The sequence below is a fragment of the Empedobacter brevis NBRC 14943 = ATCC 43319 genome (assembly GCF_000382425.1).
In the GTDB taxonomy this organism is placed as follows: domain Bacteria; phylum Bacteroidota; class Bacteroidia; order Flavobacteriales; family Weeksellaceae; genus Empedobacter; species Empedobacter brevis.
This window is the reverse complement of sequence record NZ_KB908294.1, coordinates 20,472-43,155: the sequence shown is the minus strand read 5'-3', so window position 1 is coordinate 43,155 and position 22,684 is coordinate 20,472. Positions and strand designations below refer to the sequence as shown.

At 39.9% G+C, this 22,684-nt stretch carries 30 protein-coding genes; 13 read left to right on the top strand and 17 right to left on the bottom strand.

The features are described from left to right. Positions 1 to 3: 3 nt before the first annotated feature. Both galE and H277_RS0107260 read left to right on the top strand, forming a co-directional pair. Positions 4 to 1,017, top strand: coding sequence for a UDP-glucose 4-epimerase GalE (galE, locus tag H277_RS0107265; protein ID WP_019974925.1), 1,014 nt, complete (start codon positions 4 to 6; stop codon positions 1,015 to 1,017). A 3-nt stretch (positions 1,018 to 1,020) separates the two neighbouring features. Further along, positions 1,021 to 1,425 carry an NUDIX hydrolase gene (locus tag H277_RS0107260; protein WP_019974924.1) on the top strand — a complete coding sequence of 135 codons (405 nt, stop codon included), beginning with the start codon at positions 1,021 to 1,023 and terminating at the stop codon, positions 1,423 to 1,425. A gap of 45 nt (positions 1,426 to 1,470) precedes the next feature. On the opposite strand, the gene H277_RS0107255 is transcribed toward H277_RS0107260, so the two are convergent. Further along, positions 1,471 to 1,920, bottom strand: coding sequence for a copper resistance protein NlpE (locus tag H277_RS0107255; RefSeq protein ID WP_019974923.1), 450 nt, complete (start codon positions 1,918 to 1,920; stop codon positions 1,471 to 1,473). 85 nt (positions 1,921 to 2,005) lie between these two features. Here H277_RS0107255 and H277_RS18765 point away from each other — a divergent pair, with 85 nt between their 5' ends. The 11 genes from H277_RS18765 (at position 2,006) to H277_RS0107200 (ending at position 9,982) form a co-directional block, all read left to right on the top strand. After that, entirely contained in the window at positions 2,006 to 2,515 is a 510-nt protein-coding gene (locus H277_RS18765) for a methylated-DNA--[protein]-cysteine S-methyltransferase (RefSeq protein ID WP_019974922.1), read from the top strand. A 263-nt stretch (positions 2,516 to 2,778) separates the two neighbouring features. Continuing rightward, on the top strand, positions 2,779 to 4,029 hold the full coding sequence (locus tag H277_RS0107245; protein WP_019974921.1) for a site-specific integrase: 1,251 nt from the start codon (positions 2,779 to 2,781) through the stop codon (positions 4,027 to 4,029). Positions 4,030 to 4,449: 420 nt separating this feature from the next. Next, the gene (locus H277_RS0107235; RefSeq protein ID WP_019974919.1) at positions 4,450 to 4,842 is read left to right on the top strand and encodes a single-stranded DNA-binding protein; all 393 of its coding nucleotides are present in this window, start codon (positions 4,450 to 4,452) and stop codon (positions 4,840 to 4,842) included. A gap of 44 nt (positions 4,843 to 4,886) precedes the next feature. Beyond that, on the top strand, positions 4,887 to 5,960 hold the full coding sequence (locus tag H277_RS0107230; RefSeq protein ID WP_019974918.1) for a DUF932 domain-containing protein: 1,074 nt from the start codon (positions 4,887 to 4,889) through the stop codon (positions 5,958 to 5,960). An 84-nt stretch (positions 5,961 to 6,044) separates the two neighbouring features. Next, positions 6,045 to 6,218 carry a DNA-binding protein gene (locus H277_RS19980; protein WP_244874885.1) on the top strand — a complete coding sequence of 58 codons (174 nt, stop codon included), beginning with the start codon at positions 6,045 to 6,047 and terminating at the stop codon, positions 6,216 to 6,218. Beyond that, positions 6,184 to 6,426 carry a hypothetical protein gene (locus H277_RS0107225; RefSeq protein WP_244874884.1) on the top strand — a complete coding sequence of 81 codons (243 nt, stop codon included), beginning with the start codon at positions 6,184 to 6,186 and terminating at the stop codon, positions 6,424 to 6,426. Before H277_RS19980 ends, H277_RS0107225 begins: the two co-directional genes overlap by 35 nt. Before the next feature lie 4 nt (positions 6,427 to 6,430). Next, entirely contained in the window at positions 6,431 to 7,039 is a 609-nt protein-coding gene (locus tag H277_RS0107220) for a PRTRC system protein E (protein WP_019974916.1), read from the top strand. 18 nt (positions 7,040 to 7,057) lie between these two features. Continuing rightward, positions 7,058 to 7,276, top strand: coding sequence for a PRTRC system protein C (locus H277_RS0107215; protein WP_019974915.1), 219 nt, complete (start codon positions 7,058 to 7,060; stop codon positions 7,274 to 7,276). A gap of 17 nt (positions 7,277 to 7,293) precedes the next feature. Then, positions 7,294 to 8,460 (top strand): hypothetical protein, encoded by a 1,167-nt coding sequence (locus H277_RS0107210; protein WP_019974914.1) that lies wholly within the window; start codon positions 7,294 to 7,296, stop codon positions 8,458 to 8,460. Continuing rightward, complete coding sequence (locus H277_RS0107205; RefSeq protein WP_019974913.1) at positions 8,457 to 9,176, top strand: PRTRC system protein B; 720 nt, start codon at positions 8,457 to 8,459, stop codon at positions 9,174 to 9,176. The genes H277_RS0107210 and H277_RS0107205 overlap by 4 nt, the downstream gene beginning before the upstream one ends. Continuing rightward, positions 9,176 to 9,982 carry a PRTRC system ThiF family protein gene (locus H277_RS0107200; RefSeq protein ID WP_019974912.1) on the top strand — a complete coding sequence of 269 codons (807 nt, stop codon included), beginning with the start codon at positions 9,176 to 9,178 and terminating at the stop codon, positions 9,980 to 9,982. Before H277_RS0107205 ends, H277_RS0107200 begins: the two co-directional genes overlap by 1 nt. 278 nt (positions 9,983 to 10,260) lie before the next feature. Here H277_RS0107200 and H277_RS0107195 read toward each other — a convergent pair whose 3' ends face one another. The 16 genes from H277_RS0107195 to H277_RS0107125 all read right to left on the bottom strand — a co-directional run bounded on the left by H277_RS0107195 (position 10,261) and on the right by H277_RS0107125 (position 22,681). Beyond that, positions 10,261 to 10,710, bottom strand: coding sequence for a response regulator (locus H277_RS0107195; protein ID WP_019974911.1), 450 nt, complete (start codon positions 10,708 to 10,710; stop codon positions 10,261 to 10,263). Positions 10,711 to 10,984: 274 nt separating this feature from the next. Next, positions 10,985 to 11,284: a helix-turn-helix domain-containing protein gene (locus H277_RS0107190; protein WP_019974910.1), complete on the bottom strand. Its 300-nt coding sequence runs from the start codon at positions 11,282 to 11,284 to the stop codon at positions 10,985 to 10,987. Then, on the bottom strand, positions 11,265 to 11,576 hold the full coding sequence (locus tag H277_RS0107185) for a helix-turn-helix domain-containing protein (RefSeq protein WP_019974909.1): 312 nt from the start codon (positions 11,574 to 11,576) through the stop codon (positions 11,265 to 11,267). Before H277_RS0107185 ends, H277_RS0107190 begins: the two co-directional genes overlap by 20 nt. Positions 11,577 to 11,746: 170 nt before the next feature. After that, the gene (locus tag H277_RS0107180; RefSeq protein ID WP_019974908.1) at positions 11,747 to 13,036 is read right to left on the bottom strand and encodes a hypothetical protein; all 1,290 of its coding nucleotides are present in this window, start codon (positions 13,034 to 13,036) and stop codon (positions 11,747 to 11,749) included. Between the two features lie 84 nt (positions 13,037 to 13,120). Next, complete coding sequence (locus H277_RS0107175; protein WP_019974907.1) at positions 13,121 to 13,402, bottom strand: hypothetical protein; 282 nt, start codon at positions 13,400 to 13,402, stop codon at positions 13,121 to 13,123. Between the two features lie 112 nt (positions 13,403 to 13,514). Then, positions 13,515 to 13,964, bottom strand: a complete 450-nt coding sequence (locus tag H277_RS19975; RefSeq protein WP_034727225.1) for a DUF3872 domain-containing protein — start codon at positions 13,962 to 13,964, stop codon at positions 13,515 to 13,517. A gap of 12 nt (positions 13,965 to 13,976) precedes the next feature. Next, positions 13,977 to 14,537, bottom strand: coding sequence for a conjugal transfer protein TraO (locus H277_RS0107170; protein WP_026357464.1), 561 nt, complete (start codon positions 14,535 to 14,537; stop codon positions 13,977 to 13,979). A 21-nt stretch (positions 14,538 to 14,558) separates the two neighbouring features. After that, entirely contained in the window at positions 14,559 to 15,452 is an 894-nt protein-coding gene (traN, locus tag H277_RS0107165) for a conjugative transposon protein TraN (RefSeq protein ID WP_019974905.1), read from the bottom strand. A 24-nt stretch (positions 15,453 to 15,476) separates the two neighbouring features. Next, on the bottom strand, positions 15,477 to 16,811 hold the full coding sequence (gene traM, locus H277_RS0107160; protein ID WP_019974904.1) for a conjugative transposon protein TraM: 1,335 nt from the start codon (positions 16,809 to 16,811) through the stop codon (positions 15,477 to 15,479). Next, positions 16,798 to 17,085, bottom strand: a complete 288-nt coding sequence (locus H277_RS0107155; RefSeq protein ID WP_019974903.1) for a hypothetical protein — start codon at positions 17,083 to 17,085, stop codon at positions 16,798 to 16,800. Before H277_RS0107155 ends, traM begins: the two co-directional genes overlap by 14 nt. Positions 17,086 to 17,104: 19 nt before the next feature. Then, the gene (locus H277_RS0107150) at positions 17,105 to 17,533 is read right to left on the bottom strand and encodes a hypothetical protein (RefSeq protein WP_019974902.1); all 429 of its coding nucleotides are present in this window, start codon (positions 17,531 to 17,533) and stop codon (positions 17,105 to 17,107) included. A gap of 12 nt (positions 17,534 to 17,545) precedes the next feature. After that, positions 17,546 to 18,169, bottom strand: coding sequence for a conjugative transposon protein TraK (traK, locus tag H277_RS0107145; protein ID WP_026357463.1), 624 nt, complete (start codon positions 18,167 to 18,169; stop codon positions 17,546 to 17,548). A gap of 21 nt (positions 18,170 to 18,190) precedes the next feature. Continuing rightward, positions 18,191 to 19,186, bottom strand: coding sequence for a conjugative transposon protein TraJ (traJ, locus tag H277_RS0107140; protein WP_026357462.1), 996 nt, complete (start codon positions 19,184 to 19,186; stop codon positions 18,191 to 18,193). Positions 19,187 to 19,188: 2 nt separating this feature from the next. After that, a complete protein-coding gene (locus tag H277_RS0107135; protein ID WP_019974899.1) occupies positions 19,189 to 19,821 on the bottom strand; it encodes a DUF4141 domain-containing protein in 633 nt (210 codons plus the stop codon). 26 nt (positions 19,822 to 19,847) lie between these two features. Continuing rightward, the gene (locus tag H277_RS0107130; protein WP_019974898.1) at positions 19,848 to 22,352 is read right to left on the bottom strand and encodes a TraG family conjugative transposon ATPase; all 2,505 of its coding nucleotides are present in this window, start codon (positions 22,350 to 22,352) and stop codon (positions 19,848 to 19,850) included. Then, on the bottom strand, positions 22,349 to 22,681 hold the full coding sequence (locus H277_RS0107125) for a DUF4133 domain-containing protein (protein ID WP_019974897.1): 333 nt from the start codon (positions 22,679 to 22,681) through the stop codon (positions 22,349 to 22,351). The genes H277_RS0107130 and H277_RS0107125 overlap by 4 nt, the downstream gene beginning before the upstream one ends. Between the last annotated feature and the right edge of the window lie 3 nt (positions 22,682 to 22,684).

Sequence of the window (22,684 nt, the reverse complement as noted above, 5' to 3'; positions counted from 1 at the left end):
GAAATGAGTAAAATATTAGTGACTGGCGGATTAGGTTATATTGGTTCGCATACAGTTGTTGCATTACAAAATGCAGGTTATGAAGTGGTGATAATTGATGATTTATCTAATACAGAAATTGATTTTTTAGATAGAATTGCTGCTATTACTACTGTAAAACCTGTTTTTTTTGAAATTGATTTAAAAGATCAGGAAAAAGTAAACGAATTTTTTAAAATGAATAAAATTGATGGAATTATCAATTTTGCCGCACATAAAGCAGTAGGTGAATCAGTCGAAAAACCATTGATGTATTATCGTAATAACCTTTTAGGATTAATCAACCTTTTGGATGCAATGAAAGATTTTGATACAGATAATATTATTTTCAGTTCATCTTGTACGGTGTATGGACAAGCGGATAAAATGCCAATTGATGAACAAACACCGCTTAAAAAACCTGAATCTCCTTATGGAAAAACAAAGCAAATGGGAGAAGAAATTTTAGAAGATTTTTCATCTGCTTTCAATAAGAATGTAATTTGTTTAAGGTACTTTAATCCGGTAGGGGCACATCCAACGGCTAAAATAGGAGAATTACCAAAAGGAATTCCGAATAATTTGATTCCGTATGTTACGCAAACAGCAGCAGGAATTAGAGAAACATTGTCTGTTTGGGGTGATGATTATCCGACACGCGATGGAACTGCAATTCGTGATTATATTGATGTAAATGACCTGGCAGATGCGCATGTAAAGGCTGTTACGAGACTGATTGAAAATAAAAATAAACACAAATTAGAATTTTTTAATCTTGGAACAGGAACAGGTTCTACAGTATTAGAGGTTGTTCATGCATTTGAGAAATCAAATGATTTGAAATTAAATTATCAAGTGAAAGAACGCCGTGGAGGAGATATTATAGAAGCTTATGCAGATAATTCTTTTGCAGAAAAAGAGTTAGGTTGGAAACCGAAAACTCCATTAGCTGAAAGTATGCGTACAGCTTGGGAATGGCAAAAAAGTTTAGGGAAATAAAATATGATTCAATTGCCAACAGCAGGTTTATTGGTTATAAAAAACAATAAATTGCTTTTAACTTTTAGTGGAAACAAAAAAGCATGGTATTTACCGGGAGGAAAAATTGATCAGGACGAGAATTCAAAATCTGCTTTGATTAGAGAAATTAAAGAAGAATTAGATGTTGATTTACTTGAAAGTGAATTAAATTATTTCTGTCATATTACAGCGGAGGCTTACGGAGAACAAAATTTGTTGATGGAACAAGATTGTTTTTTGTATGATTTGAAGGAAGATATAAAACCAACAAATGAGATTGAAGCAGTAGGTTATTTTAGTTTTGAGGAGTATTTGCAAGAAGAAATTAAAGTAATTGGCGTTTTAAAGGTATATGAAGAATTAAAAAAGAATCAATTGCTTCATTAAAAACAACAACCAATAACTTTAGTTGTTGGTTGTTATTTTAGATCATTATTTTACTTTCTTTAAAATGTATTTCTCTTTTAGATTTCCAGAAATTTCTTTTCCTTCTTGATCCAATACTTTTAATCGGTTTTCCTCAACTTTCAATACAAGAGGGCTGACATTTGAGTTTAGGTGCAACACATTTCCGGCAGCATCCCATTTGTAAAAACCTTCATCCTGATAAACCGTTTCTCTCCCTAAATATTCTTGTTCAATAAAAAAGTTACCATCTTTTTTTAACTCAACAATATATTTTATTCCTTCGCAATCCGCGCAAGGTAAAACACCTTCATATTTTCCATCCCAATCCAAAGAATTTTTAGCGTTGTGTTCTTTTACAGCTTTCATAACTTCGGCTTTTGTTTCCGCTTTTTTTTCTTCTTGCTGAACACCTTTTGATTGGCAAGAGAATATAATAAATGAAGCGAAAATACTCGCGAATATAGATTTTTTCATAAACTAATTTTATGATATTTTTAACAACAAATTTGATACCAAATTACGGTTATATTTTTCTAACTTTCAACTAAAATTTCAGAAAATGTTTCATTCAAAAAAAATACAAACTCCTTTAGGAGAAATGCTTGCGATTAAATCAGAAAAAGGACTTTGTATGTTAGAATTTTTTGATGGAAAATCGACCGAAAAACAACTCAAAGAGATTGAAAATATAGGTGATATTTTATCAAAAGAAGAAGATGAAGTTTTGAATATTTTGGAGGAAGAATTGAATTTATATTTTGAGGGTGCATTAAAAGAATTTACAGTTCCATTGGATTTTATCGGAACAGATTTTCAGAAAAAAGTGTGGAACGAATTATTAAAAATACCATTTGGAGAAACACGTTCATACAAAGAACAGTCTATAGCTGTAGGAGATTTATTGGCGATACGAGCTGTAGCGAATGCGAATGGGAAGAATAAAATAGCAATTTTGGTACCTTGCCATAGAGTAATTGGTTCAGATGGATCCCTAACAGGTTATGCAGGTGGTAAAAAGCGAAAACAATTTTTATTAGAATTGGAATCGAAACAGTTGGCACTTTTTTAAATAAAAAAGATTAGTAAAAAGCAAAAGTAAGCAAAACGATTAAACCCGTTGCTATACAATGCTTTATAAAACAGTAGTCTTAGTTTGGAACTCGGTGTCTGATAGGTTTTGGTCGTGAAAACACAAGGTTAGGTTACTAATTCGTTACCGATTGATAACGGTAATGATATAGCTTAACTGATTATATTTCAGTCTTTTGCACCCATTTTTATATTCCCTTGTAACTCAATGTAATTTAATTTTAAACATTAAACATTTGAGTTATGGAACAGACAAAAAAGTCCACGTTCAAACTGCTTTTCTACCTGAAAAAGAACGAACTGAAAAAGAACGGTAATGCACCAATTATGGCACGTATTACCATTGATGGAACACCTAAAACTTTCGGAACAAAGTTAGAAATCAATCCTAATAATTGGGATTTAAAATACGGAAGAGTTGAGGGAAAGAGTGCCACCGCTTTGAGCGTTAACCAAAAATTGGATAACATACGTGGACGTATCGACAAGATTTACGAAGATATGCTGAAGCACGAGGGCTTTGCAACCGCCCAAAAAGTAAAGCTCTCGTTTTTAGGTGTTGGTGTAATGGAAGATGCCGTACTAAAAGTCTTTAAAGACCAAAACGAAGACTTTGAAAAAATGGTCGCTAAGGGAAAACGCTCTCAAAGCACATATAGCAAGTACAACACTGTTTACAATCACCTTAGCGAATTTATAAGGGAGCGTTACCATCGTGACGATATGGCTTTCCGAGAACTCACTTCTGATTTTATCCGTGAGTTTGATTTCTTTCTTCGCATTGATAAGGAATGTACCCATAATACGGTTTGGGTTTACACAATGCCAGTTATTGCTTTGGCAGAATTGGCTATCAAGAAAGGCTTGATACGGGATAATCCTTTTGAAGATTATGAAATCAGTATGGAAGAAACCGACCGCAGCTACCTTTTAAAAGAGGATGTGGAAACTTTAATGCTCCTGAAACCATCTAAGCCCCGATATGAACTTGTAAAAGACCTTTTTATTTTCAGTTGCTTTACAGGGCTTTCTTACATTGATATTAAGAAACTGAAATGGAGCAATATCCAGTCTTTCTTTGATGGACACCAATGGATAATCAGCAGGAGGAAGAAATCAGATGTTGCCTCCAACGTCCGTCTTTTGGAAATCCCCAAACGCATCATTGAGAAATATCGTGGAGTTACAAGAAATGATTTTGTATTCCCAATGCCATCCAATGCGACTTGCAACACGCATATAGGTAAACTTATTGAGGAAGCGAGTATTGTTACAGAACAGAAAGTTACATTCCACACCGCCCGTCACACATTCGCCACAATGTTTTTGACCGAGGGCGTACCGCTTGAAAGTCTTAGCAAAATGATGGGGCATAAAAATATTTCCACCACACAGATTTACGCCAAAATCACAAGCCAAAAAATCAGTAAGGATATGGATTTAGTTGCCCCAAAATTTCAGGCTATGGAAGAAGCATTTTTAGCCGCAATCTGATTAACTTTTATTACTTCACAACAGAGCAGAACTTAACGGTTCTGCTTTTTTTATGCCCTTACTTTTCGATTATTCCAACCTCTATTTCAGGCTCTCATAGCCTGGTCATTTATTCCATAAAAATTAGAACAGAATATTTCCACAATCAACCGGTAAAAAGGCAGCTAAGTTATAGCGGGCAGCCACCGCACACACCCACCAATAAAAAAAATGAATGAACGGTTTCCCCCTAAAGGAACCCCCATTAAATCATTTTTTTTCTTGGTTTTCGCTATTGCCCGCTTGGATTATCTGCTTTCTTTTTTCCGGTTTTTCTTTTGGAAAAAATTATGCGAAGCGAAGCGGAGCAAACCACAACAGGAAGCAGGAAACGAGAAAAGCGAACGTAACAAAATGTACAACTTTTAAAACAGGACGATTATGAACATCACAGGAAGACTGACAAGGGATGCGGAAGTACGCACAACGTCAAACGGAAAACAAGTAGTAAACTTTTCAGTAGCGGTAAACGACAGCTACAAAACCAAACAGGGCGAACGAGTGGAGCAAACCGCCTATTTCGACTGCTCATATTGGAGAACCCCGAACGCAGTGAAGATACTCACTAAAGGTCTATTGGTAGAACTGACTGGCAGGGTAAGCACAAGAGCGTGGGTAGGTAAAGACGGAGAAGCAAAGGCAGGTTTGAACTTTCATACCTCTGACTTCAAACCGCTTGCAGGAGGCAGGAGAGCCGAAACCGTACAGGCTACTGCACAATCTGAAAGTAACGGATTTACAACGCAGGGAGTAGATGACGACCTCCCATTTTAACAACGAGTATTCAATCATTTTTTAACATCAAAATTTTAAGCATTATGGCACATAATATCAATTTCAACGAGAGAACAGGGCGTTATTCATTTTTCAGCGTTCAAAAAAAAGCGTGGCACAACTTGGGGCAAATCGTGGAGCAATACCCGACAAGCGAGGAAGCTATCAAATACGCAGGGTTAGATTACGAAGTCATAAAATCCCCACTATTTACAAAAGGTTCGGGCATTATCGAAACTGCCAACGGCATAGAAATAGGCAGTAGCGAATTGGAAGTACCTAACTATTTCGCCAACATACGCACCGATAACAACGCAGTATTGGGCGTAGTCGGCAAGGATTACCACATTGTACAGAACCGTGAAGCCTTTAATTTCTTTGATGCTATTGTAGGTGGTGGCGAGGGGATTTTATACGAAACCGCAGGAGCGTTAGGCAACGGAGAACGCAATTTTATCACAGCCAAATTGCCCGACTATATCCGTGTAGGTAATGGCGATGATGTAACAGAAAAGTACATTTTCCTAACCACTTCGCACGATGGTAGCGGAAGTATTACAGCCGCATTTACGCCTATCAGAATTGTTTGTCAAAACACCTTAAACGCTTCGTTACGCAGTATGACCAATGTTGTCCGTATCAAGCACACTTCGGGAGCAAAACAACGTATCGAGAATGCTCACAAGATTATGGGACTTGCCAACACATTGAGTAATCAATTAGAGGGAATTTTCAATGAATGGGCAAAAGTAAAAGTATCTGACCGAGAGGTAAGAAAGCTAATACAGTTGGCACTTTGCCCGAACAAGGAAACGCTTGACCTCATCAAAAAAGGTGCGGAAGATGAAATTTCCACCGTGTTCAAAAATGTCGTTGAGGATGCTTTTGCGTATGCAATGATAAGCGATACACAGCAAATGGACACTACCAAAGGCACATTGTTCGGAGCGTACAATGCTGTGACAGGGTACTATCAGAACGTGAGAAATTACAAGAACGATGAAGCTAAGTTGCAGAGCATTGTATTGGGTGGTACTGCCCAACTCAAATCACAGAAAGCATTTGAATTGTGTACCGCATTTGCTTTGGACGGTGCGGAAATCCTAAACCTTAATTAAATAACAACAGGCTACCGCCTTAATCGGTGGTAGCCTTATAAAACAACGGATATGAAAGCAAAAACAATAGAGGAAGCAAAAAGTATGGCTAAAGACAAGAGCCTTGAAACACAATACAAAGACGAAGCTATTTACATCATCTATTGCAGTAGAACCGAGTATTTCTATGTAGATACCAATAGCCTAATACGACTTTGGGAACAGCTATTTGGCTATTATGAAAATGGAGTTTATACCGCTGAAAAATCACACTCATAAAGCTATGCAAGTAACAGATTTGAACGGTTGCCCCATTGAGATAACAAACCTTAAAGAAGCCATTAAAATGGCAAGGCAATATAAAGAGTACCGACACGAGGACAAAAGTTTTTCAGAGTTCGACAAAAAGCTAAAAGCCTATTGGACGGATATGTTTGAGAAACTGACAACAATCAAAAAACGATTAGACGAAACTTTAAAATTTTAGAACAATGAACACAAATTTTTTCAATCAGATACAGCAGTTGGACTTTACAGGAGTTTTACAACTGAACATTTCAAAAGGAATAGAAAGCAACTTAATCGTAACAGTATTGCTCAACAACGAACAATGCGGAGATAGTGCCAAAAACCTTATTCCCCCATTGACATTTAACGCCACACCCCAAGAGTTTGACGAGGGGTTTTTTGAGCAGATAACCACACCTATACAAAAGGTATCGGGCTTAATGGTGGATATGGAGAAATTCTTAAAGCAATTGGAAGAAGTTAAAAAGCAATCGGCAATCGAGAAAGAAAAAGCCGAAAAGGAGAAAAAGGAAAAAGAAGCCAAAGACAAGAAGTTTAAAGATGCTATGGCAAAGGCTGACGAGTTGGAGAAAGAGGGCAAGTTCCGTGATGCGTGGATGAAAGTACCCGATATAACGGAGTTCCCCGAAAAAGCGGACGAGATACGCAAGCGTAAAACATCATTGTCCGACAAGTTTGCCACACCAAGCCTTTTCGGGGCAATGGAAGAAGCAAAACCCGAACCGCAAAAAGAGGAAGAAGTTGCTGCCGATTATCCTATTGATGAAGCGGACGAAGAAGAACAGTATTAACATTTAAAAACGACCATTATGTTATTAGCAACCCAATTAGAGCGAGTATTTATCCTCAATGATAAAGGACAGGACATCAGATTGACCGACCCAGAACCACGTTGGAGCGTGGAAGCCGTAATGAATTTTTACGCCAATATGTACCCGATTTTGACAACCGCAAAAGTATCAGCACCACAAATAAAAGATGATGCAGTCGAGTACAAATTTGAGAGCGTAATGGGTACGAAAGGTTAAACCAAAATTTTAAAACGATGAATTATGCAACGCAACATCATATCGGGAACTATCAGCATACCCGAACAGAAACGACAACGGCAATTGCACCGACAGTTGGGCGAGTTTGCCAATTGGATGCAAAGACCAAAGGATGCAAACCAAGTGCAGAAAGACAAGCAGAAGTCCGTACCGATAGCAATGCTACCAATGGTATTCTAAAGTGTACGTTTCTGCCTAAACTGAAAACAGCACAATCCGTACAGGCTTGTCAGAAAACGGAGAGGGATTTTTACAAGTCCCTTTCCCGACTTGCTGAACATTACAGCATTGAGCCAATGCAGACCAAAGATTTTGATTTTCCATACAATATAACATTGTCTATGTGGGATATGGAAACCAAAGTAAAACGTACCAACATAAATTGGGATAGTTTCAAATTGGTACAGGATAGTAAGAAAACCTTTTTTGTGAGCGAGGAAAGGTATAATGTAGGTACAACCTTGTATTATATTCCTATTGCACCACTCTTTAAAATGCTCAAAGACCCGAAGCGTAAAAAGACCGCACAGCTACTTATATCGGTATGCAGTTATCTGTACCATATTGCCGATGTGCCGTATTACAGACAGGAAGACAGCTATTTGTATTGGTTATATGAAACGCACAAAGATTGGGTAGAACAGGATGATGAAACAGACGAAACCGAAACGTATAAAAGTGAGTTGAGAAATGCCGAATATATTGGCGACAGGATAGAACAGAAGCTATTTAACCGTATCAATTTAAAGGTATTTGAACAGCGTTTGAGCCGATTTAAAAGCCTTGATACATTCGACAGGGAATGTTGGCAAGTTGCTTGTAATGCCTTTGCCCTTTATACGGAATATCCGAACGCAACCATTTTCAGAAATGCACCATTGCCCGAAGAAGACCCCTATAATGATGATTACGAAAATGAAGCAATCGGAATGGAAAAGTATATCTCTTTTATTTCCGATACCAAAGGTTGGTTATATGAAAGCCTTAAAGAAAGCATCAACAACGAGTTTAACGAGTGCGGAGTATTGGAAGAACCGACCATTTGCAAAGCCTTTGACGGAAGCAAAATAAAGACAAACAACCTTGATTTTGAAAACCGCTTGTTTACCTTATTGGACGACCTATGCACTCTATTGTATGACTATAAATCAACAGAAAAATGAACACCATAAACGACATAACCAAAGATTTCGGCACATTGTACTATCCAAAATCCGCTTTGGTTTTCTATGAAACCAAAGGAACAGATACAGCAATGTACGTGGAGCATTTCGATATGGATAGCAACGGAACGCCTACCAATGCCCACCCATTGACAGTAAAAGAAGCCAACGTATTGGCAAAGGCTTTACAGACCGATGAAGAAAAGAACACAGCTTTTTTAAAGCCAAATGGAATTTTGCCGACCAATATTCTGCATATCAGTCCGAGCGAAAAAGGTACGGTGCTATGGTACACGAAAGCACAGCAAAGACAACTGTATTTTGTAGATAGTTTGGGCATACCCAACGGAAAGGCACAAGTACCGCCAATGCTTTGGTTAGCGAGCAAAAGCAGTCTTACGGTATTTGCTTTGGCAAGCGACAGAAGACCTACCGAGAAAACGCCATTGCATTACGTCCCATTTTTCAATATCTACGAAAAGGGCAACGTATGTATGGGTACTGTTAGTATTGACATTAAAAATTCGGCTTCGGTTGAGGAATTTATACAGGCGTGGGAACATTATTTTTTCAATTCCTATTTCAGCCATTCATTATGCGAAAACTTGACGAAAAAAAACATTGTAAATCTTTGGAAAGACCTTATCAACACAGATAAACCCTTTCCGAAAGAAGTATTAAAAAAGAATAACAAAACCCTTAAAAATCTATTGTGATGAATACAGCAAAAACAGCAATCCATTTTACGGACAATTATCTGCTCAATCCGACAAACCCGATTTCGGTAAACCTTATCGGAGCAGGTGGCACAGGCTCAAAAGTAGTGACCGCTTTAATGGAAATAAACGAGAGCTTGATAGCGTTAGGACACGCAGGGTTGCAAGTCCGCCTTTGGGATGATGATGTTATCACGAGTGCCAATTTAGGCAGACAGCGTTTTTTTGAAAGTGAAACAGGATTGTACAAATCGGTTGCATTGATAAACCGTATCAATCGTTGCATCGGTACAAATTGGAAAGCCGAAACGGTAAAATTTGAAAAGGACAAGTTTGGCAGAATACCCGAAAAAGCAAGGGCAATCATAACCATTACTTGTGTGGACAATGTACAGGCGAGATTTGGTGTTGCTGAAATTCTAAAAGAAATAAGCTACCGCAGACACTACCAAGATGAGCCAAAATATTGGTTGGATTTTGGCAACAGCCAAGATACAGGACAAGTGTTACTATCTACCATCGGAGAGATAAAGCAACCCAATTCAGAGAAATACCAAACGGTGGCAAGCCTGCCATTTGTTACCGATGAATTTGGCGAATTGTTGAAGCAATCCGAACAAGAAGACAACACGCCAAGTTGCTCCCTTGCCGAAGCATTGGAATACCAGGACTTGTTTATCAATTCCTCATTGACACAAATGGGTTGTTCCTTATTGTGGAACTTATTCCGCAGAGGAATGACCGAATACAAGGGGTTTTTTCACAATCTGAAAGATTTCCGCACCCACCCGATAAAAGTCGCCTGACCCGAAAAATCGGGCGGCAAAAAGACAGATCCTCCCGATGGTCGGGGCAGTCTTTTTGCATCAAATCGGTGCAACCCCTTTGTCAAAATGCACTCCTGCACAATTTCCTTTCCCTACATTTTACCAAACAGGTTGCGACATTATTATGTGGGATATTCATTATCCCAATGATTAGGTATGCAGTGACTTCTTTTCTTTTCACATAAGCGACCAAAGAAAAGAAGCAAAAGAACGCCGCTTGATTAGAACAGATATTTTACACTATTATAATTGGAACGTTACTTATTGCTGAAATATTCCTGTGTAATTTCCGCTACTCCCACACTAAAATATCTATCGCCATTGGTAACAACATCAATAGCTTTTTTAAAATCGTCCACATCACTACCTATGAGCAGATAACCTGCAAAACCGATTTCTAAAAGAGATTTTACGGCTTTTTCTGCATCAATATCACTATGTGCAATCAGTTTAATGGTTGGATATTGTGTTCTCAATTCTTGAAGCTGTGCCAGCACATTCTTATTGTAAAAATCAAGGTCAATAATACAAACGTTGGGGAGTGTTTTTAATGCTGATAATTGGAATAGTCCGTCTTCAATGTTTTCAGAGCGGAACGATACTTCAATTCCTGAAGCAGCGAGGTCGTTGCAGGTCAAATCCAAAATCGGGCTTTTATCATTGATAAAGGCGAGGGTAATTTTTTTTTGTGCTGTACCAGTTTCCATATCATTACTTTTTTGAGTTGATGTAGCCCTGCACAAAAAAAAGAAGCGCAGGCAACCACACTTACCGATACTGAGGCACTGGTACGCCTTAATCCCCGAATAAGCGAGCGCCCACGCCTATGACGTGAGCGTTCTTACTTATTGTCTTGGGGATACAAAAAATTACCAGTTTTCAGTACCAAGACCTAAAGCAAAAACACTTTAAGTATTGTTATATTTTACATAGCAAATATACTAAAGTCCTTCCGTTGAAACATAGTCAGAACAAAATTAATTACAAGCAATGTCTGTCATTGGCTATATAGTTCTGTTCTAAGACGGTCAGAATATCACTTTCCTTATAGATTATCTTGCCCCCAATTTGTATAAACGGCAGGATATTATCGTCACGGTATTGCTGTAAAGTCCGTTTGCTGATATGGAGCAGCTTGCATACATCTTCGCCCGACAAGTATATTTCTCCGTTCATTACAGGACGGTAGTTTTTCAATATTTCTTCAATACGGTTTCTCAACTGCATTATCATTTCCTGATGGGCGATGATTTCTTCCGTTTCATTCGTCAGTAAATCCATTGTCGTTGGTATTGTACGGCTGTCCGGCTTCGAGTAAAGCCTGTACGTCCGAGCGTTTATAATAATTCTTGCGGTTCAGTTTGGAATATGGCAATAAGCCTTTGTCCTTATAGGTCTGCAAAGTCCGTTTGGTAATGTTCATCATCAAACACACTTCCTGGTTGTCGAGCCATTGCTCTTCTTTGAAAATCGGGGTGTATTTCCGTACAGCATTTTCGGTCATTTCCAAAATTTCCCTTAGCTCATTTTTCATTCCGTCCAATGCGGATTTTTGTATTGCGATAACTTCCATTTTTTGCTCATTTTTTCTGTGGAAGTCGAAGATATTAAGGGGTGTTACAGGGTTGGAAAATGTAGTATTGATTGGCGTTGAAAGGTAGTGTTTGGCGGTTTACTACCTCTGTAAACAAAAAATCGGATAACCTTTTGGCTATCCGATTTGATATTGCTTATTCACAATATTTAAGCAAAGTATTTTTTTAATTTCTCTGGTATCTCTACATTATCAGTTTGCAAAATATTTTTATATTCAATGGTAATGGTACTACCATCAATAAATATATTATTAAATCTTTCCAATAACCAATCAGAATTATCTCGTTGATTATAGTGCTCAACTAATCTCATAATTATATCCTTATCGGACGGGCAATTTTTGATTATTCCGGAAATAATATCAGCTCTATCGTTTACCCATAAATATGACTTATACCCAATAAAACTAATGTTGTTTAAAATCACTTGTTTAAAAGTATCTAAGATGCCATTTCCTGATAATATCTGATGCTCATTGATGGTTGGAGAATATTCTCTTATAGCATTTAATATAGTTTTATTTGCTTCTGCTATTTCATTTTGTGGGATTAAACCATTTCTTAAAAAAGAAGTATATAATCCTAAAATGTTGTTACAAGAAGTTAATTGTGTTTTCCAAAATTTTCGGACTTCTTCCTCATTAAAATTAAAGCTCAAAATTTTATCAGGATGGTTCGACAGAAAGTCTTTTAAATAATACTTATTGGCTTTGACAATAGCAATCAAACTATCGTTTACAAAACCTTTATTTACCTCTAAACTTTTACTAATTAGTTCCTGTTTCCTTATAGATAAGTCGAAATCCCATTCTCCATTATTTAATAATGCTTCCCAAAAATGTTTCAATTTTGACCTTTCTACTGAAAATTCAATCTCTTGAATTAATGGAGAAATGTCTTTATCCGGTGGAGTAATAGTTGGGTCAAAATGTTTATGAATTTTATTTATCAGAGATTGCATTCCACCCTCTATTGTTATTTTGGACATATTACTCTCTATAAATGCCCAAAAAGCCTCAATATGAAAAGTGTCTATAATATTATCCTTGTAATGAGCGCAGTCATTCCTTCTATCTTTCCAATATTTTATTTGTAATCGTAGATTGTCATTAAGGTTAAATATTGGGTCTTTAGTGCGTTCTTTTGTAGTCTGGTCAGTTTTTTCTTGTTGTTGAGTTGCATCAAATGCACTTGCTTCCCACAAGTCTTCATTTTGTAATTTTGAGATTATTTTGTCCCATTCCCTTTGGGGAAATAAGTTTGGTTTAGTTCCTCCAATTATTCTTTCCTTCAGTATCGTCAGAAAAGCCAAATATGAAAATAATAATGAGGCTCTATTCGCTCCAGCTTTATAGCAAGTAACGGCATCTGTAAATAGTACATTTACATCTTCTGAAAAATTATTATTATCAATCCAATTTTCAATTCGTAGTTTCATTCAAATTATATTTTGCCTAAAGCTGTTTAAGATACTACAAAATTATACAAATATCTTAAGTGGCAACTTGAATGAGCAGATTGATTATCGAGGGTTTTGTATCTCCACTTTTTGCAGTTCCTTTTCCTTTTTCATTTGGCTGTAAGTCCATATACAGACAATACCGACAACAATTAAAGCATAGGCAATCCATTTGCCGATACGTTCTATAAAACGGGTAAATACAGATGCTTCAAAACTCGAAAATCCCTCTGCACCCATACCATTACGCCTGTAAAATTTCCTGCGGTTTATCCAATAAATAAGCACTATCGCAATAACGATAACAATAATACCAAACACCAATTGAGCCGTAACTGTATCCATACCCGTTAAGATTATAATTCAAGTAAATTTAAACAAAAAAACAACGTACACCGAAAGCTGAAAAGCAAAAAACCGACCTGTAACAGTCGGTTTTGCTTTTATATAAGTAGCATTAATCACTACTGTTGAACTGAAAGCTCAACTGCTTTTCGTTACCGAAGTTATCCGAAATCCAAACCTCAAAGGATTGTGATACGGTAGATGACGAAGTGTAATACAACCGGAACTGCTCCGTTGGCAACGAATACAAATCGTTTGGCAAATACGGTGGTTCGTCATAATACCGCAATGTGCCTTGACCGTCAAATTGGAAGTAGCGGAGAAAATATTGCGTATTGCTGTAATTGCCTGTTCGCTGTATGGTAATCCGTATCTCTACGGTCTGCCCACTGGCAACATCTTTGGGTACAGGCATTACTTTGACCTCAAAAGGGAAATCGTTCTGTATTTCGAGTTCATCGTCTTTGCTACAAGATACCAACGTAACCGAAGCTGTGAGGATTGCCAAGAGTACATATATTGAGCTTAATCCTATCCTGAATTTATTGAATATTGCTATCATTGTTTTTACGTTTTAAAAATTTAACCTTAATCCCACGCCTGCGGACGGTCGGAACTGTTCCAAGTCTGTACCCCACAAAACCTTTGTACGCCCTTGCAGGACTAACACAAAACGGTCGGACAGGTACGTTTCAAATGTGAGCCGTCCACCAGCTCCGTAGATAAAATTATCCTCGCTCAAAATTTTTGCTCCGTCATACAACATTGCTTCGCCACGGTTGATACTTTCGTAACCGACTACACCTGTTATTCCGAAGTTCAGCGTGATGTTCTTACGGGCATCGCCCAAGAGGAAGAAGCTGTAACCGCCCTCTGCGGTATAAGTTTCCTGCGGTATGCGGAGGTCTTTATAATCGTGGTATTGATGAGTGTATTCCAACGCCCAAAGCTGATAGTTACCATTTTTGCCGTTTACGGTCATTGCTACATTGATATAATAATCGTTACCGATTTTATCATCGGACAGCACACCCGTACTCACTTCCAATCCTTTCTGTTTAGGTAACATTCTTTGTGCCTGTGTGACCGTGATGGCCATAAAGATGAGCATCACGGTATAGATATACTTTTTCATATTATTTACTTTAAAAGGTTATTAAAATTTCAGGTGCATATCGTTAATCAAACGGGCTTTGATTAAGTCGGAATTTTCTATCTGGAGCGTTTGATGCCTGCCTCCGTTTTTCTCGAAAATCTCAATCAGCAGTACCTTGTCATCGGCAATGGTAAATTGGTCTAACAGGAAGACGTTTTGTTCGATTGTTTTTCCGGCAATGTCGTCCAGTGGCTTGTAAGTCCTAAGCGGTATCATCGGGCGTTCCTGTACTACGGTACGTTTGGCTACCTTTTTATCCACTACCTTGAAATTCACAAAATCAATCTGAAATGGCACATTGGTACGGTTTCTCAATTCCGTATGGAAATAGTATTTGCCGATGTGTATGTAAATGCCTTTGAGGATAAACTGAATACCGAAGCTCTTAGCCCCGATATGCTTTACAATACGTTTGTCTTTCTTGTAAATCGTTTCCAACAGCAAGCCTGCCAATGACGGAGAATTGTTGCCCAATTCTTCAAAAAGCACATCGTTACCATTGGCTTTATCTACTGCCTTTTGCATCGTGAGCAGGTCATAGCTCATTGCCTCCGGATAGGAACTGTAATGCACATTGAAGCTGTAAAAACGCCCGTCATTGGTAATGACAGAAAAATTGGTTTCCGCTTCAAATTCCCTTACCGATGCTTTTACACGCAACACGTTTTCCGCATCTTCCGCTTTTCCTGCAATCAGGTATTCGCTTCCCAAATCCACATAACGAATGGCGGTCGGAAAAATAAGATGTGAAGTTTTATCGTAGGTAACTTCCATTCTATACGGTTCTATCTTGCCTAATGCAAGCGGAGTTTTTGCACTATCCTGTGCAAAAGATTGTACGGCAAAGCCGAGTATCAGGGCAAATGCCCAAAAGGTTTTTAAATGATTTTTCATTGTTTAAATTATTTGAGTTCAACATTATTTTTTAGATACAAGGAAGACCTGATGCCCCGCTTTTAGCGTAACCTTTGGGGTTCTTACCTTTTTGGCGAAATAGCCCGAAACACCCTGTACCACGCCACGGCTTAAATCAGCAGCAACCTGTTGTCCTGCATTCTGCGTGAGCATTATGCTTGTTCCCGAAGTCTGGCTCATATTGCCCGCCATTTCGGTAAGGGCGTTCATTTCGGGCGAATACGGAACGTACAAGCCTTGCTGTCCGTCCAAATCGTAAATAGTAATATCAACCGGAATGATGTTGCCCTCTAATTCTACGGAGGTAATTTTTAGCTGTAATCGTCCACCCTGAAATTTGGCATTAGCTGTTACAATCGTTCCTTTTGGAATGGTACGCCCGGGCGTTTGGGCTGGCTCTAACAATCGCAATCGTACCCCTGTTTCGCCGATAACCGTTTGTGCATCGTGTACACAGGCTTTGATACTGTTTTTCGGTTGTGCCGTTTGCTCAATAGAACCTGCGGTATAAAAGCCCCGGTTTCTTGTTTCGCTCCAATCGGCTAAAAAGGCACTGTCCGTAGGCTCACGATACAAAGCGGAAACGGTGTTTTTCCTTGTCGGTGTAAACGCTACAAAATGTTCTTTTTGAGTTGAACCGGTCGTAGCTGTACCTGCACTTTTAACAGGTGGAACTTCTGTCGAATTTGTACCCGTTGGCAGATACTTTGCCGCCATCTGGTAGGATTTCTCCATTAGGGCAAGCTGGTCATCAACGGTTACAGATTTAGGCACATCTTTCTCGGCTAATTGTTCTTTTAGTTCGTCCAATTGCCTGCGGAGTTCTGTTGTTTCCGAGTTGTTATCCTGATAAAATGAACCCAATGTGCTTTGTGCATTGCGGTAACTGCTCAATGCCGGATTGCCGTTTCTGCCCGAACCTCTGCCACCGCCATAGCTGTTGCTTTCGTCTTCTTCGGGAAATTCATCATTAGGCTCTTTTTTGTCTTCAGTATTCCAATAGTCAGAAAGCGTGGTAAGTGCATTGCGTTTTTCTTGCTCTTTGCGTTCCAGCATTTCCAACTCATAAGCCTTGCCTTTGTCGGCAGGCATTCCTGCTCCGGTAGCCTCTGGTACTGCATCGTTCAGCCCGATGTTCTCGATTTCCTTTTTGTCTGCGGATGGTTTAAATATGAGGTACATACAACCTACGAAGACAATTCCCATTAAGCCAAAGATGAGCGGCTTTTTGAGCTTTTCGGCTTTGTTCTGTGTACCGTCTTGCGGTACATCAGCGGTTGCTGCCTGGTTCCCTTCCGTTACCCGAACAACCGACTTTTTGTTCTCATTTTCTTTCATAAATCTTGTTTTTTAGAATTGTTGATAATGTGTCCTGCAATCTTGCAGGGCTTTCACTTTTTTTGAGGACAGGGTTTTCGATATGCTCAATGACCATATCGTTACCCGACTTTGAGGTATCGTACCATACTTTGCAAATGACCCCTGCCGTAAGCAGTAGATACCCCACAAAAAAGTAAAGTGTGTATTGGTGCTGTTTCCGCAAGGGCAATGCCCGCCAGCGTTCGTCCAGCTTGTCAAAGTACCTGTCCATATTTGCTCTTAGTTTTTTCATAACCTTACTATTTCTGTTGTTATAGCTTGAAACGCTTAGGACTTTGACCTGCCTTTTGCTTCGGTTCTTCATTGACCAAAGCGACTGCCTCAACCGCTTTGGGTGCGGATATTACAGACAGGTTTGTCAGTTCCGATTTTTTCAGCAGTTGCCCAAATTGGTCTTTCCTTGCAACCTCCATTCTGTTGAGCGAGAATTTGCCGTTCAGGTATTTTACCCACATACTGCATTCTACACTTGGCTTGTCTTCGCCCGACCATTGCAGGTAGCCCGTCAGCAACAAGTCCTGTTTAGGCAAACTATCTGTACCTTTTTGGCAGTTTTCGAGGTATTCGCCGATACTTTCCTTCAACTTTCCGGCATACGCTCCCTGCGTATGGAAATAGCCGTTATATCCTTTATCGGTAAGGATTTTTGCAAACGTGTTTAAATCTGATAATGCTTCCATAAGATTGTTTTTTTAGCGTTCGATAACTTCTATATCCCTGTTTTCTATCACTGCAAACTTTTCGATGTTGAAGCCTTGCGGGTTGTTGTCCGAACGGACAGAGTTCACGAGATAGCAGGAAGTAATCAGGTTACGCCTGGTCACGTTGCTCGAACGGATAATGAATTGTTTGGCGTAGGTACGCACCGCATACGGATAGGTGTCGAAATTGCACACGACACTATCCACCTCAATGCGTTGCTGTACATTCCCCGAAATAATCCTGCTGTAATAGCCCTTTTCCGATAGGTCTTTGTAATAATCAAAAGCTGATTTATCGGCAAGGTTGAATGCCCTGCTCATATTGCTTTCGATAGCGTTCTTGTCGGGAGCAAGCGTAAAAAAGAGTTCGTGAAAACGCCTGACGTGCTCCCTTGCTTCCACAGGTCGGTTGATACTTGCATCTTGCGATAAGGCAAGCATCAACGATTTTCCATTATCCAGCACATAGATTTTTTGGCGTTGTTCGTCTGCAAAGCTGTAAGATTTCCAAAGTGAAAATCCTACCACACTTAGGCAGAGAACGGCAAATACAATGGCATACAGCCGTATTTGCCTAAAACTGTTTTCGATATTTCTTAATGTTTTAAATTCCATTTTTAAATGATTTGATTGTTTTTATTTCCCCATTAACCTGCCACCGATATTTCCAACTGCCGAACCTGTTCCTGCTCCGGCGATATTTCCGGTTTTCATTGCAGCTTGGTTGACATTACGGGTAAAGTTTCCTGCGCCTCCGGCTTGGATTACCCAACCTGTCACGGTCGGAATTGTGAAGTACCCGATGATGCCGATTATCATAAAGATGATGTACACGGTATTTGAGGTATCAGGAATGTAAGTCGGGTCGGCAAGCATTGCTATATCCTTTTCGATAATGAGGGATTGTATTTTGGCAAGCATAGAGCTGAACAGGTCTGCCACAGGCAACCACAGGTAAACGCTGACGTATCGGGTCAGCCATTGCGTGAGCGTGGACTGAAAACCGTCCCACACGCTTATCGCAAAGGCTATCGGCCCGAGTATGGACAGGACAATGAGAAAGAACGTCCTTATGGTATCAATGACCAAAGCTGCCGCCTGAAACAGTACCTCTAACAGATTGCGAAACCAATTCTTAATAGCTTGTTCGGTTTGGTAGGCAAACCTATCCATATACATTCCCGACATCGTAATCAAATCGCCGGGCGACCAGCCCAATTCTTCGAGCTTTTTATCAAATTCCTCATTTGATACGAGATAGGCTGTTTCAGGATTTCGTAGCATAGCTTCCCGTTCGAGCAGGTCTTTTTTCGCCTGCAAATCGTTGAGGTCAAGCACCTGATTTTCGAGGATTGTGTGAGTACCCTGTACCACCGGACTTAACACGGCATTGATTGTTCCCAATACGATAGTTGGGAAAAACATAATGCAAAGCCCCAAAGCGAAAGGACGGAGCAAGGGGTACATATCAATGGGTTCAGCCCTGCTCAAAGCCTGCCATACTTTTATGGCAACATAGAACAAAGCCCCCAATCCGGCTATCCCTTTAGCCACTGCCGCCATATCGGCGGACAGTGGGAGCATCTCATCATATAATGAGCGTAGGACTTCGTGAAGATTTTGAAATTCCATAACTACCAGTATTTTTGGTTAGGAGTTCCATAGAGGTCAAGCACTCTTTTGGTATTGTTCTGCTTTTTTGCTCTTAGAATACTTACAGAGATATTCTTATTGGTATAGTAGCGTACCAAGCTGTGGTATTCCTTTACTTCTTTGTACACTCTATCAATAATATCCATACGCTCTTTGTCGTTCAGCGAAAGGCTTGATGAGGTTACAATCTGTTTGAGTTCTTTCAGCAGTTCGGTACTTTCATTCAATAGTGCCGAATAACCATTGCTGATAGCTGCCAATTCCTGTGCAGAAAAATTCGGGTCGTTCATCATCTTACCGAAGTTGGTAACATACATTTCGGATACGTCACCGACAAGCAATACAGTCTGCTGTACCTTACGTGCATCTTTTACAAGATTATTTACAGCTTGTAGCTTGTCGTAATACTCCTTACCCTGTTTATACACCTTTTCCACTTCCTTGAAATTTTTAATTACATTGGATACCGTGGAAGAAGTCTGTACGATTTCATTCGCACTGTTGAGAATACCCGATGCCAGATTTGTGGGGTCGGTTACTACCCATTGTGCTTTTGCGGACGGTGCTACGGCGAGCATTAGTGCCGTACACACCATAAAAAGGAACTTTTTCATTTTTATGAATTTTAAAATGTTAATGACTATTGATTTGCTTTGTCACGCCTTTGCATTGCGATATGCTTAATGGCGAGTTCTACGTTACCGTCCAATTCGGAAGCTAATTGCATCACTTCCATTTTTTCGGTTTCTTCTGTCGTGTATGCGAGGTATTCCTCCAAACTAACTTCGGTGGCATAGACTGCCGAGTTCGTACCACCTAAGCCAATCCAAACCTCTTTGTACAGTCGGCTTGCATCGTTGTTCATATTGATAGAAAGTACCTGACCTTTTTCCTTATCTGTAAGCCCCAACATTGCCTGTATGTCATCGAATTTATTCATATACTTACGCTGGTCTAAGAGGATTTTACAGTCGGAATTGTTGATGATACTTTCTTTTACAATGGGCGACTGGATAATATCATCTACCTCTTGCGTAACGACAATCGCCTCTCCGAAGAATTTGCGGACGGTTTTAAATAAATATTTTATATATTCCGCCATTCCTTCTTTGGCAATCGCTTTCCACGCTTCTTCAATCAGGATGAGTTTTCGGATACCTTTCAGCCTCCGCATCTTGTTGATAAAAACTTCCATAATGATAATTGTGACTATGGGAAAGAGGATTTTGTGGTCTTTAATCGCATCAATTTCAAACACGATAAAGCGTTTGGAAAGCAGGTCTAACTGCTTATCGGAGTTCAACAGATAATCGTACTCTCCACCTTTATAGTAGGGTTCGAGAACGTTTAAAAAATTTGCTATGTCAAAGTCTTTTTCCCTTACCTGTTTTTCTTCGAGTACCTTGCGGTAATCGCCTTTGACATACTCGTAGAAACCGTTAAATGATGGGTAAACATCGTCCGTTTTGATACGTTCGATATAGCCGCTTACGGCATTGGAAAGAGCAACCTCTTCAGAACGGGTTGGCGGTTCATCATCACGTTTCCAGAGTGTCAGTATCAAAGTCTTGACACTTTCACGCTTCTCAATGTCGAACACGCCATCATCGGTATAGAAAGGGTTAAAGGCAATGGGATTGTCTTCGGTGTATGTAAAATACACGCCGTCTTCGCCTTTGGTCTTTCCTTTGATGAGTTCGCATAAGCCCTGATAACTATTCCCTGTATCCACCAACAGGACGTGAGCACCCTGTTCGTAGTATTGCCTTACCATATGATTTGTGAAGAACGATTTTCCCGAACCTGATGGCCCCAAAATGAATTTGTTGCGGTTCGTGATAATCCCACGTTTCATTGGCAAATCCGATATATCCAAATGGATAGGCTTTCCGGTCAGGCGGTCAGCCATTTTGATACCGAACGGAGAGGGCGAATTGTGGTAGTTGGTTTCTTCCGTGAAGAAGCATAACGCAGGCTCGATAAAAGTGTAAAAACTTTCCTCACTCGGAAAATCGCCTGCATTGCCGGGCATTCCAGCCCAAAACAAAGTGGCTACGTCCGTAGTGTTGTGGCGAGGCTTACACTCCATCAATGCCAATGCACTACCGCAATCGTTCTTTAACTGTTTCAGCTCCGCAGGGTCTTCCGACCACGCCATAATGTTGAAGTGTGCCCTTATGGAAGAAAGACCGAACGAATGTGCTTCGTTCAGGTATTTTTCTATCCACTCTTTGTTGATTTGGTTTGCCCTGCTATACCTTGCCAAAGAGTGCATATTCCTTGCAGACTTTTCAAACTTTTGCAGGTTGTCTTCGCTGTTGTCTATAAACAAATATTGGTTGTAGATATGGTTACAGCTTAACAGCAAGCCCACCGGTGCGGCGAATGACAAACGGCAGTCGCTACGGTCGGTAGATAGCTTTTCAAAACGGGTATCGGCAGATACCGTTCCGGGTAGGTCGTCCGTGTCCGAAAGCGTGTGCAGGCTTAACCTTTTGTTCCCGACACGGACTTCTTCTGTTCCGAGTGCGATGTCCTGCATCGGTGTTCCCGCATCCCTCGATAGCGTAAGGTATTGTTCCAGTAATCCCTGCTTTTCGTCAGTTCCGATGATGTCATCTTCGGTAAGGCGTTGCAGCGTTATAAAACCACTATCGTTTACGATACGTTCAAACTGTGTCACCGCTTCCATAAAGCGGTGTATCGGTTCCTTGTTCCTGATTTCCTTTGGTATCAGCGAACCTTTGCAAAGCGATGAAAAATTACTTTGCATACGCATACGCTCTTTGGTTGTCTTGGTCAGGAACAGGTAACAATAATGGTTCAGAAATGGTCGCTCATTAAAATGGCGTTGGTAGGATTTAGCCAAAAAACTTTGGTCTTCCTTTGCCAAATCGGGAGCATAGCTTTCTTTGATGTACCAATCCTGTTTGTGGATGACCGTAAAATCCGGCAAAGTCTTGATAGCCTTGTGCCAGGCGGAGTGAATGGCTTCGTATTCCGCCGATGCTACCGTAAACAGTTCCGGCAAACGAACCTCAAAGCAGGCGGTAATGTCCGCATCTTTGGAAAGGATGCAGTTGTTTTCTACTGCCAACAAAGGAAATTTGTTTTCCAGCGTTGTTGTCTTTGCAACGTTTCTCATAGGGCATTCGATTTAGGAGTGAATTTTAAATAGCGGTGTACAGGCTTGCGACAAATGATGTATCGGGGATGTCTTTTTCCTGCCCCGATTTTCATTAGCCCGTGTTCGCCGTACTTCCTGTTTAGTGAAAAGGTCTGCCACACAATGAGCGAAGCACCGCCTGCTCCGAGGAACAGGCAGATGTAAGAGTTTACGCCTGCCATATACAGTATCATCACGAGGATGAGCGTACCGAGCAGTCCGCCTGCGAAGATGAAAAGGTATTGCGCTTTCAAACCTTTAAATTCCACCGTTCTTCCGATGCCTTTGTTTATGTTGTAATTGTTCATAAA

Excerpts from the sequence above, each read along its gene's own strand:
- galE (WP_019974925.1), top strand. The coding sequence starts at position 4 with ATGAGTAAAATATTAGTGACTGGCGGATTAGGTTATATTGGTTCGCAT.
- H277_RS0107260 (WP_019974924.1), top strand. The coding sequence starts at position 1,021 with ATGATTCAATTGCCAACAGCAGGTTTATTGGTTATAAAAAACAATAAA.
- H277_RS0107255 (WP_019974923.1), bottom strand. The coding sequence starts at position 1,920 with ATGAAAAAATCTATATTCGCGAGTATTTTCGCTTCATTTATTATATTC.
- H277_RS18765 (WP_019974922.1), top strand. The coding sequence starts at position 2,006 with ATGTTTCATTCAAAAAAAATACAAACTCCTTTAGGAGAAATGCTTGCG.
- H277_RS0107245 (WP_019974921.1), top strand. The coding sequence starts at position 2,779 with ATGGAACAGACAAAAAAGTCCACGTTCAAACTGCTTTTCTACCTGAAA.
- H277_RS0107235 (WP_019974919.1), top strand. The coding sequence starts at position 4,450 with ATGAACATCACAGGAAGACTGACAAGGGATGCGGAAGTACGCACAACG.
- H277_RS0107230 (WP_019974918.1), top strand. The coding sequence starts at position 4,887 with ATGGCACATAATATCAATTTCAACGAGAGAACAGGGCGTTATTCATTT.
- H277_RS19980 (WP_244874885.1), top strand. The coding sequence starts at position 6,045 with ATGGCTAAAGACAAGAGCCTTGAAACACAATACAAAGACGAAGCTATT.
- H277_RS0107225 (WP_244874884.1), top strand. The coding sequence starts at position 6,184 with ATGGAGTTTATACCGCTGAAAAATCACACTCATAAAGCTATGCAAGTA.
- H277_RS0107220 (WP_019974916.1), top strand. The coding sequence starts at position 6,431 with ATGAACACAAATTTTTTCAATCAGATACAGCAGTTGGACTTTACAGGA.
- H277_RS0107215 (WP_019974915.1), top strand. The coding sequence starts at position 7,058 with ATGTTATTAGCAACCCAATTAGAGCGAGTATTTATCCTCAATGATAAA.
- H277_RS0107210 (WP_019974914.1), top strand. The coding sequence starts at position 7,294 with ATGAATTATGCAACGCAACATCATATCGGGAACTATCAGCATACCCGA.
- H277_RS0107205 (WP_019974913.1), top strand. The coding sequence starts at position 8,457 with ATGAACACCATAAACGACATAACCAAAGATTTCGGCACATTGTACTAT.
- H277_RS0107200 (WP_019974912.1), top strand. The coding sequence starts at position 9,176 with ATGAATACAGCAAAAACAGCAATCCATTTTACGGACAATTATCTGCTC.
- H277_RS0107195 (WP_019974911.1), bottom strand. The coding sequence starts at position 10,710 with ATGGAAACTGGTACAGCACAAAAAAAAATTACCCTCGCCTTTATCAAT.
- H277_RS0107190 (WP_019974910.1), bottom strand. The coding sequence starts at position 11,284 with ATGGATTTACTGACGAATGAAACGGAAGAAATCATCGCCCATCAGGAA.
- H277_RS0107185 (WP_019974909.1), bottom strand. The coding sequence starts at position 11,576 with ATGGAAGTTATCGCAATACAAAAATCCGCATTGGACGGAATGAAAAAT.
- H277_RS0107180 (WP_019974908.1), bottom strand. The coding sequence starts at position 13,036 with ATGAAACTACGAATTGAAAATTGGATTGATAATAATAATTTTTCAGAA.
- H277_RS0107175 (WP_019974907.1), bottom strand. The coding sequence starts at position 13,402 with ATGGATACAGTTACGGCTCAATTGGTGTTTGGTATTATTGTTATCGTT.
- H277_RS19975 (WP_034727225.1), bottom strand. The coding sequence starts at position 13,964 with ATGATAGCAATATTCAATAAATTCAGGATAGGATTAAGCTCAATATAT.
- H277_RS0107170 (WP_026357464.1), bottom strand. The coding sequence starts at position 14,537 with ATGAAAAAGTATATCTATACCGTGATGCTCATCTTTATGGCCATCACG.
- traN (WP_019974905.1), bottom strand. The coding sequence starts at position 15,452 with ATGAAAAATCATTTAAAAACCTTTTGGGCATTTGCCCTGATACTCGGC.
- traM (WP_019974904.1), bottom strand. The coding sequence starts at position 16,811 with ATGAAAGAAAATGAGAACAAAAAGTCGGTTGTTCGGGTAACGGAAGGG.
- H277_RS0107155 (WP_019974903.1), bottom strand. The coding sequence starts at position 17,085 with ATGAAAAAACTAAGAGCAAATATGGACAGGTACTTTGACAAGCTGGAC.
- H277_RS0107150 (WP_019974902.1), bottom strand. The coding sequence starts at position 17,533 with ATGGAAGCATTATCAGATTTAAACACGTTTGCAAAAATCCTTACCGAT.
- traK (WP_026357463.1), bottom strand. The coding sequence starts at position 18,169 with ATGGAATTTAAAACATTAAGAAATATCGAAAACAGTTTTAGGCAAATA.
- traJ (WP_026357462.1), bottom strand. The coding sequence starts at position 19,186 with ATGGAATTTCAAAATCTTCACGAAGTCCTACGCTCATTATATGATGAG.
- H277_RS0107135 (WP_019974899.1), bottom strand. The coding sequence starts at position 19,821 with ATGAAAAAGTTCCTTTTTATGGTGTGTACGGCACTAATGCTCGCCGTA.
- H277_RS0107130 (WP_019974898.1), bottom strand. The coding sequence starts at position 22,352 with ATGAGAAACGTTGCAAAGACAACAACGCTGGAAAACAAATTTCCTTTG.
- H277_RS0107125 (WP_019974897.1), bottom strand. The coding sequence starts at position 22,681 with ATGAACAATTACAACATAAACAAAGGCATCGGAAGAACGGTGGAATTT.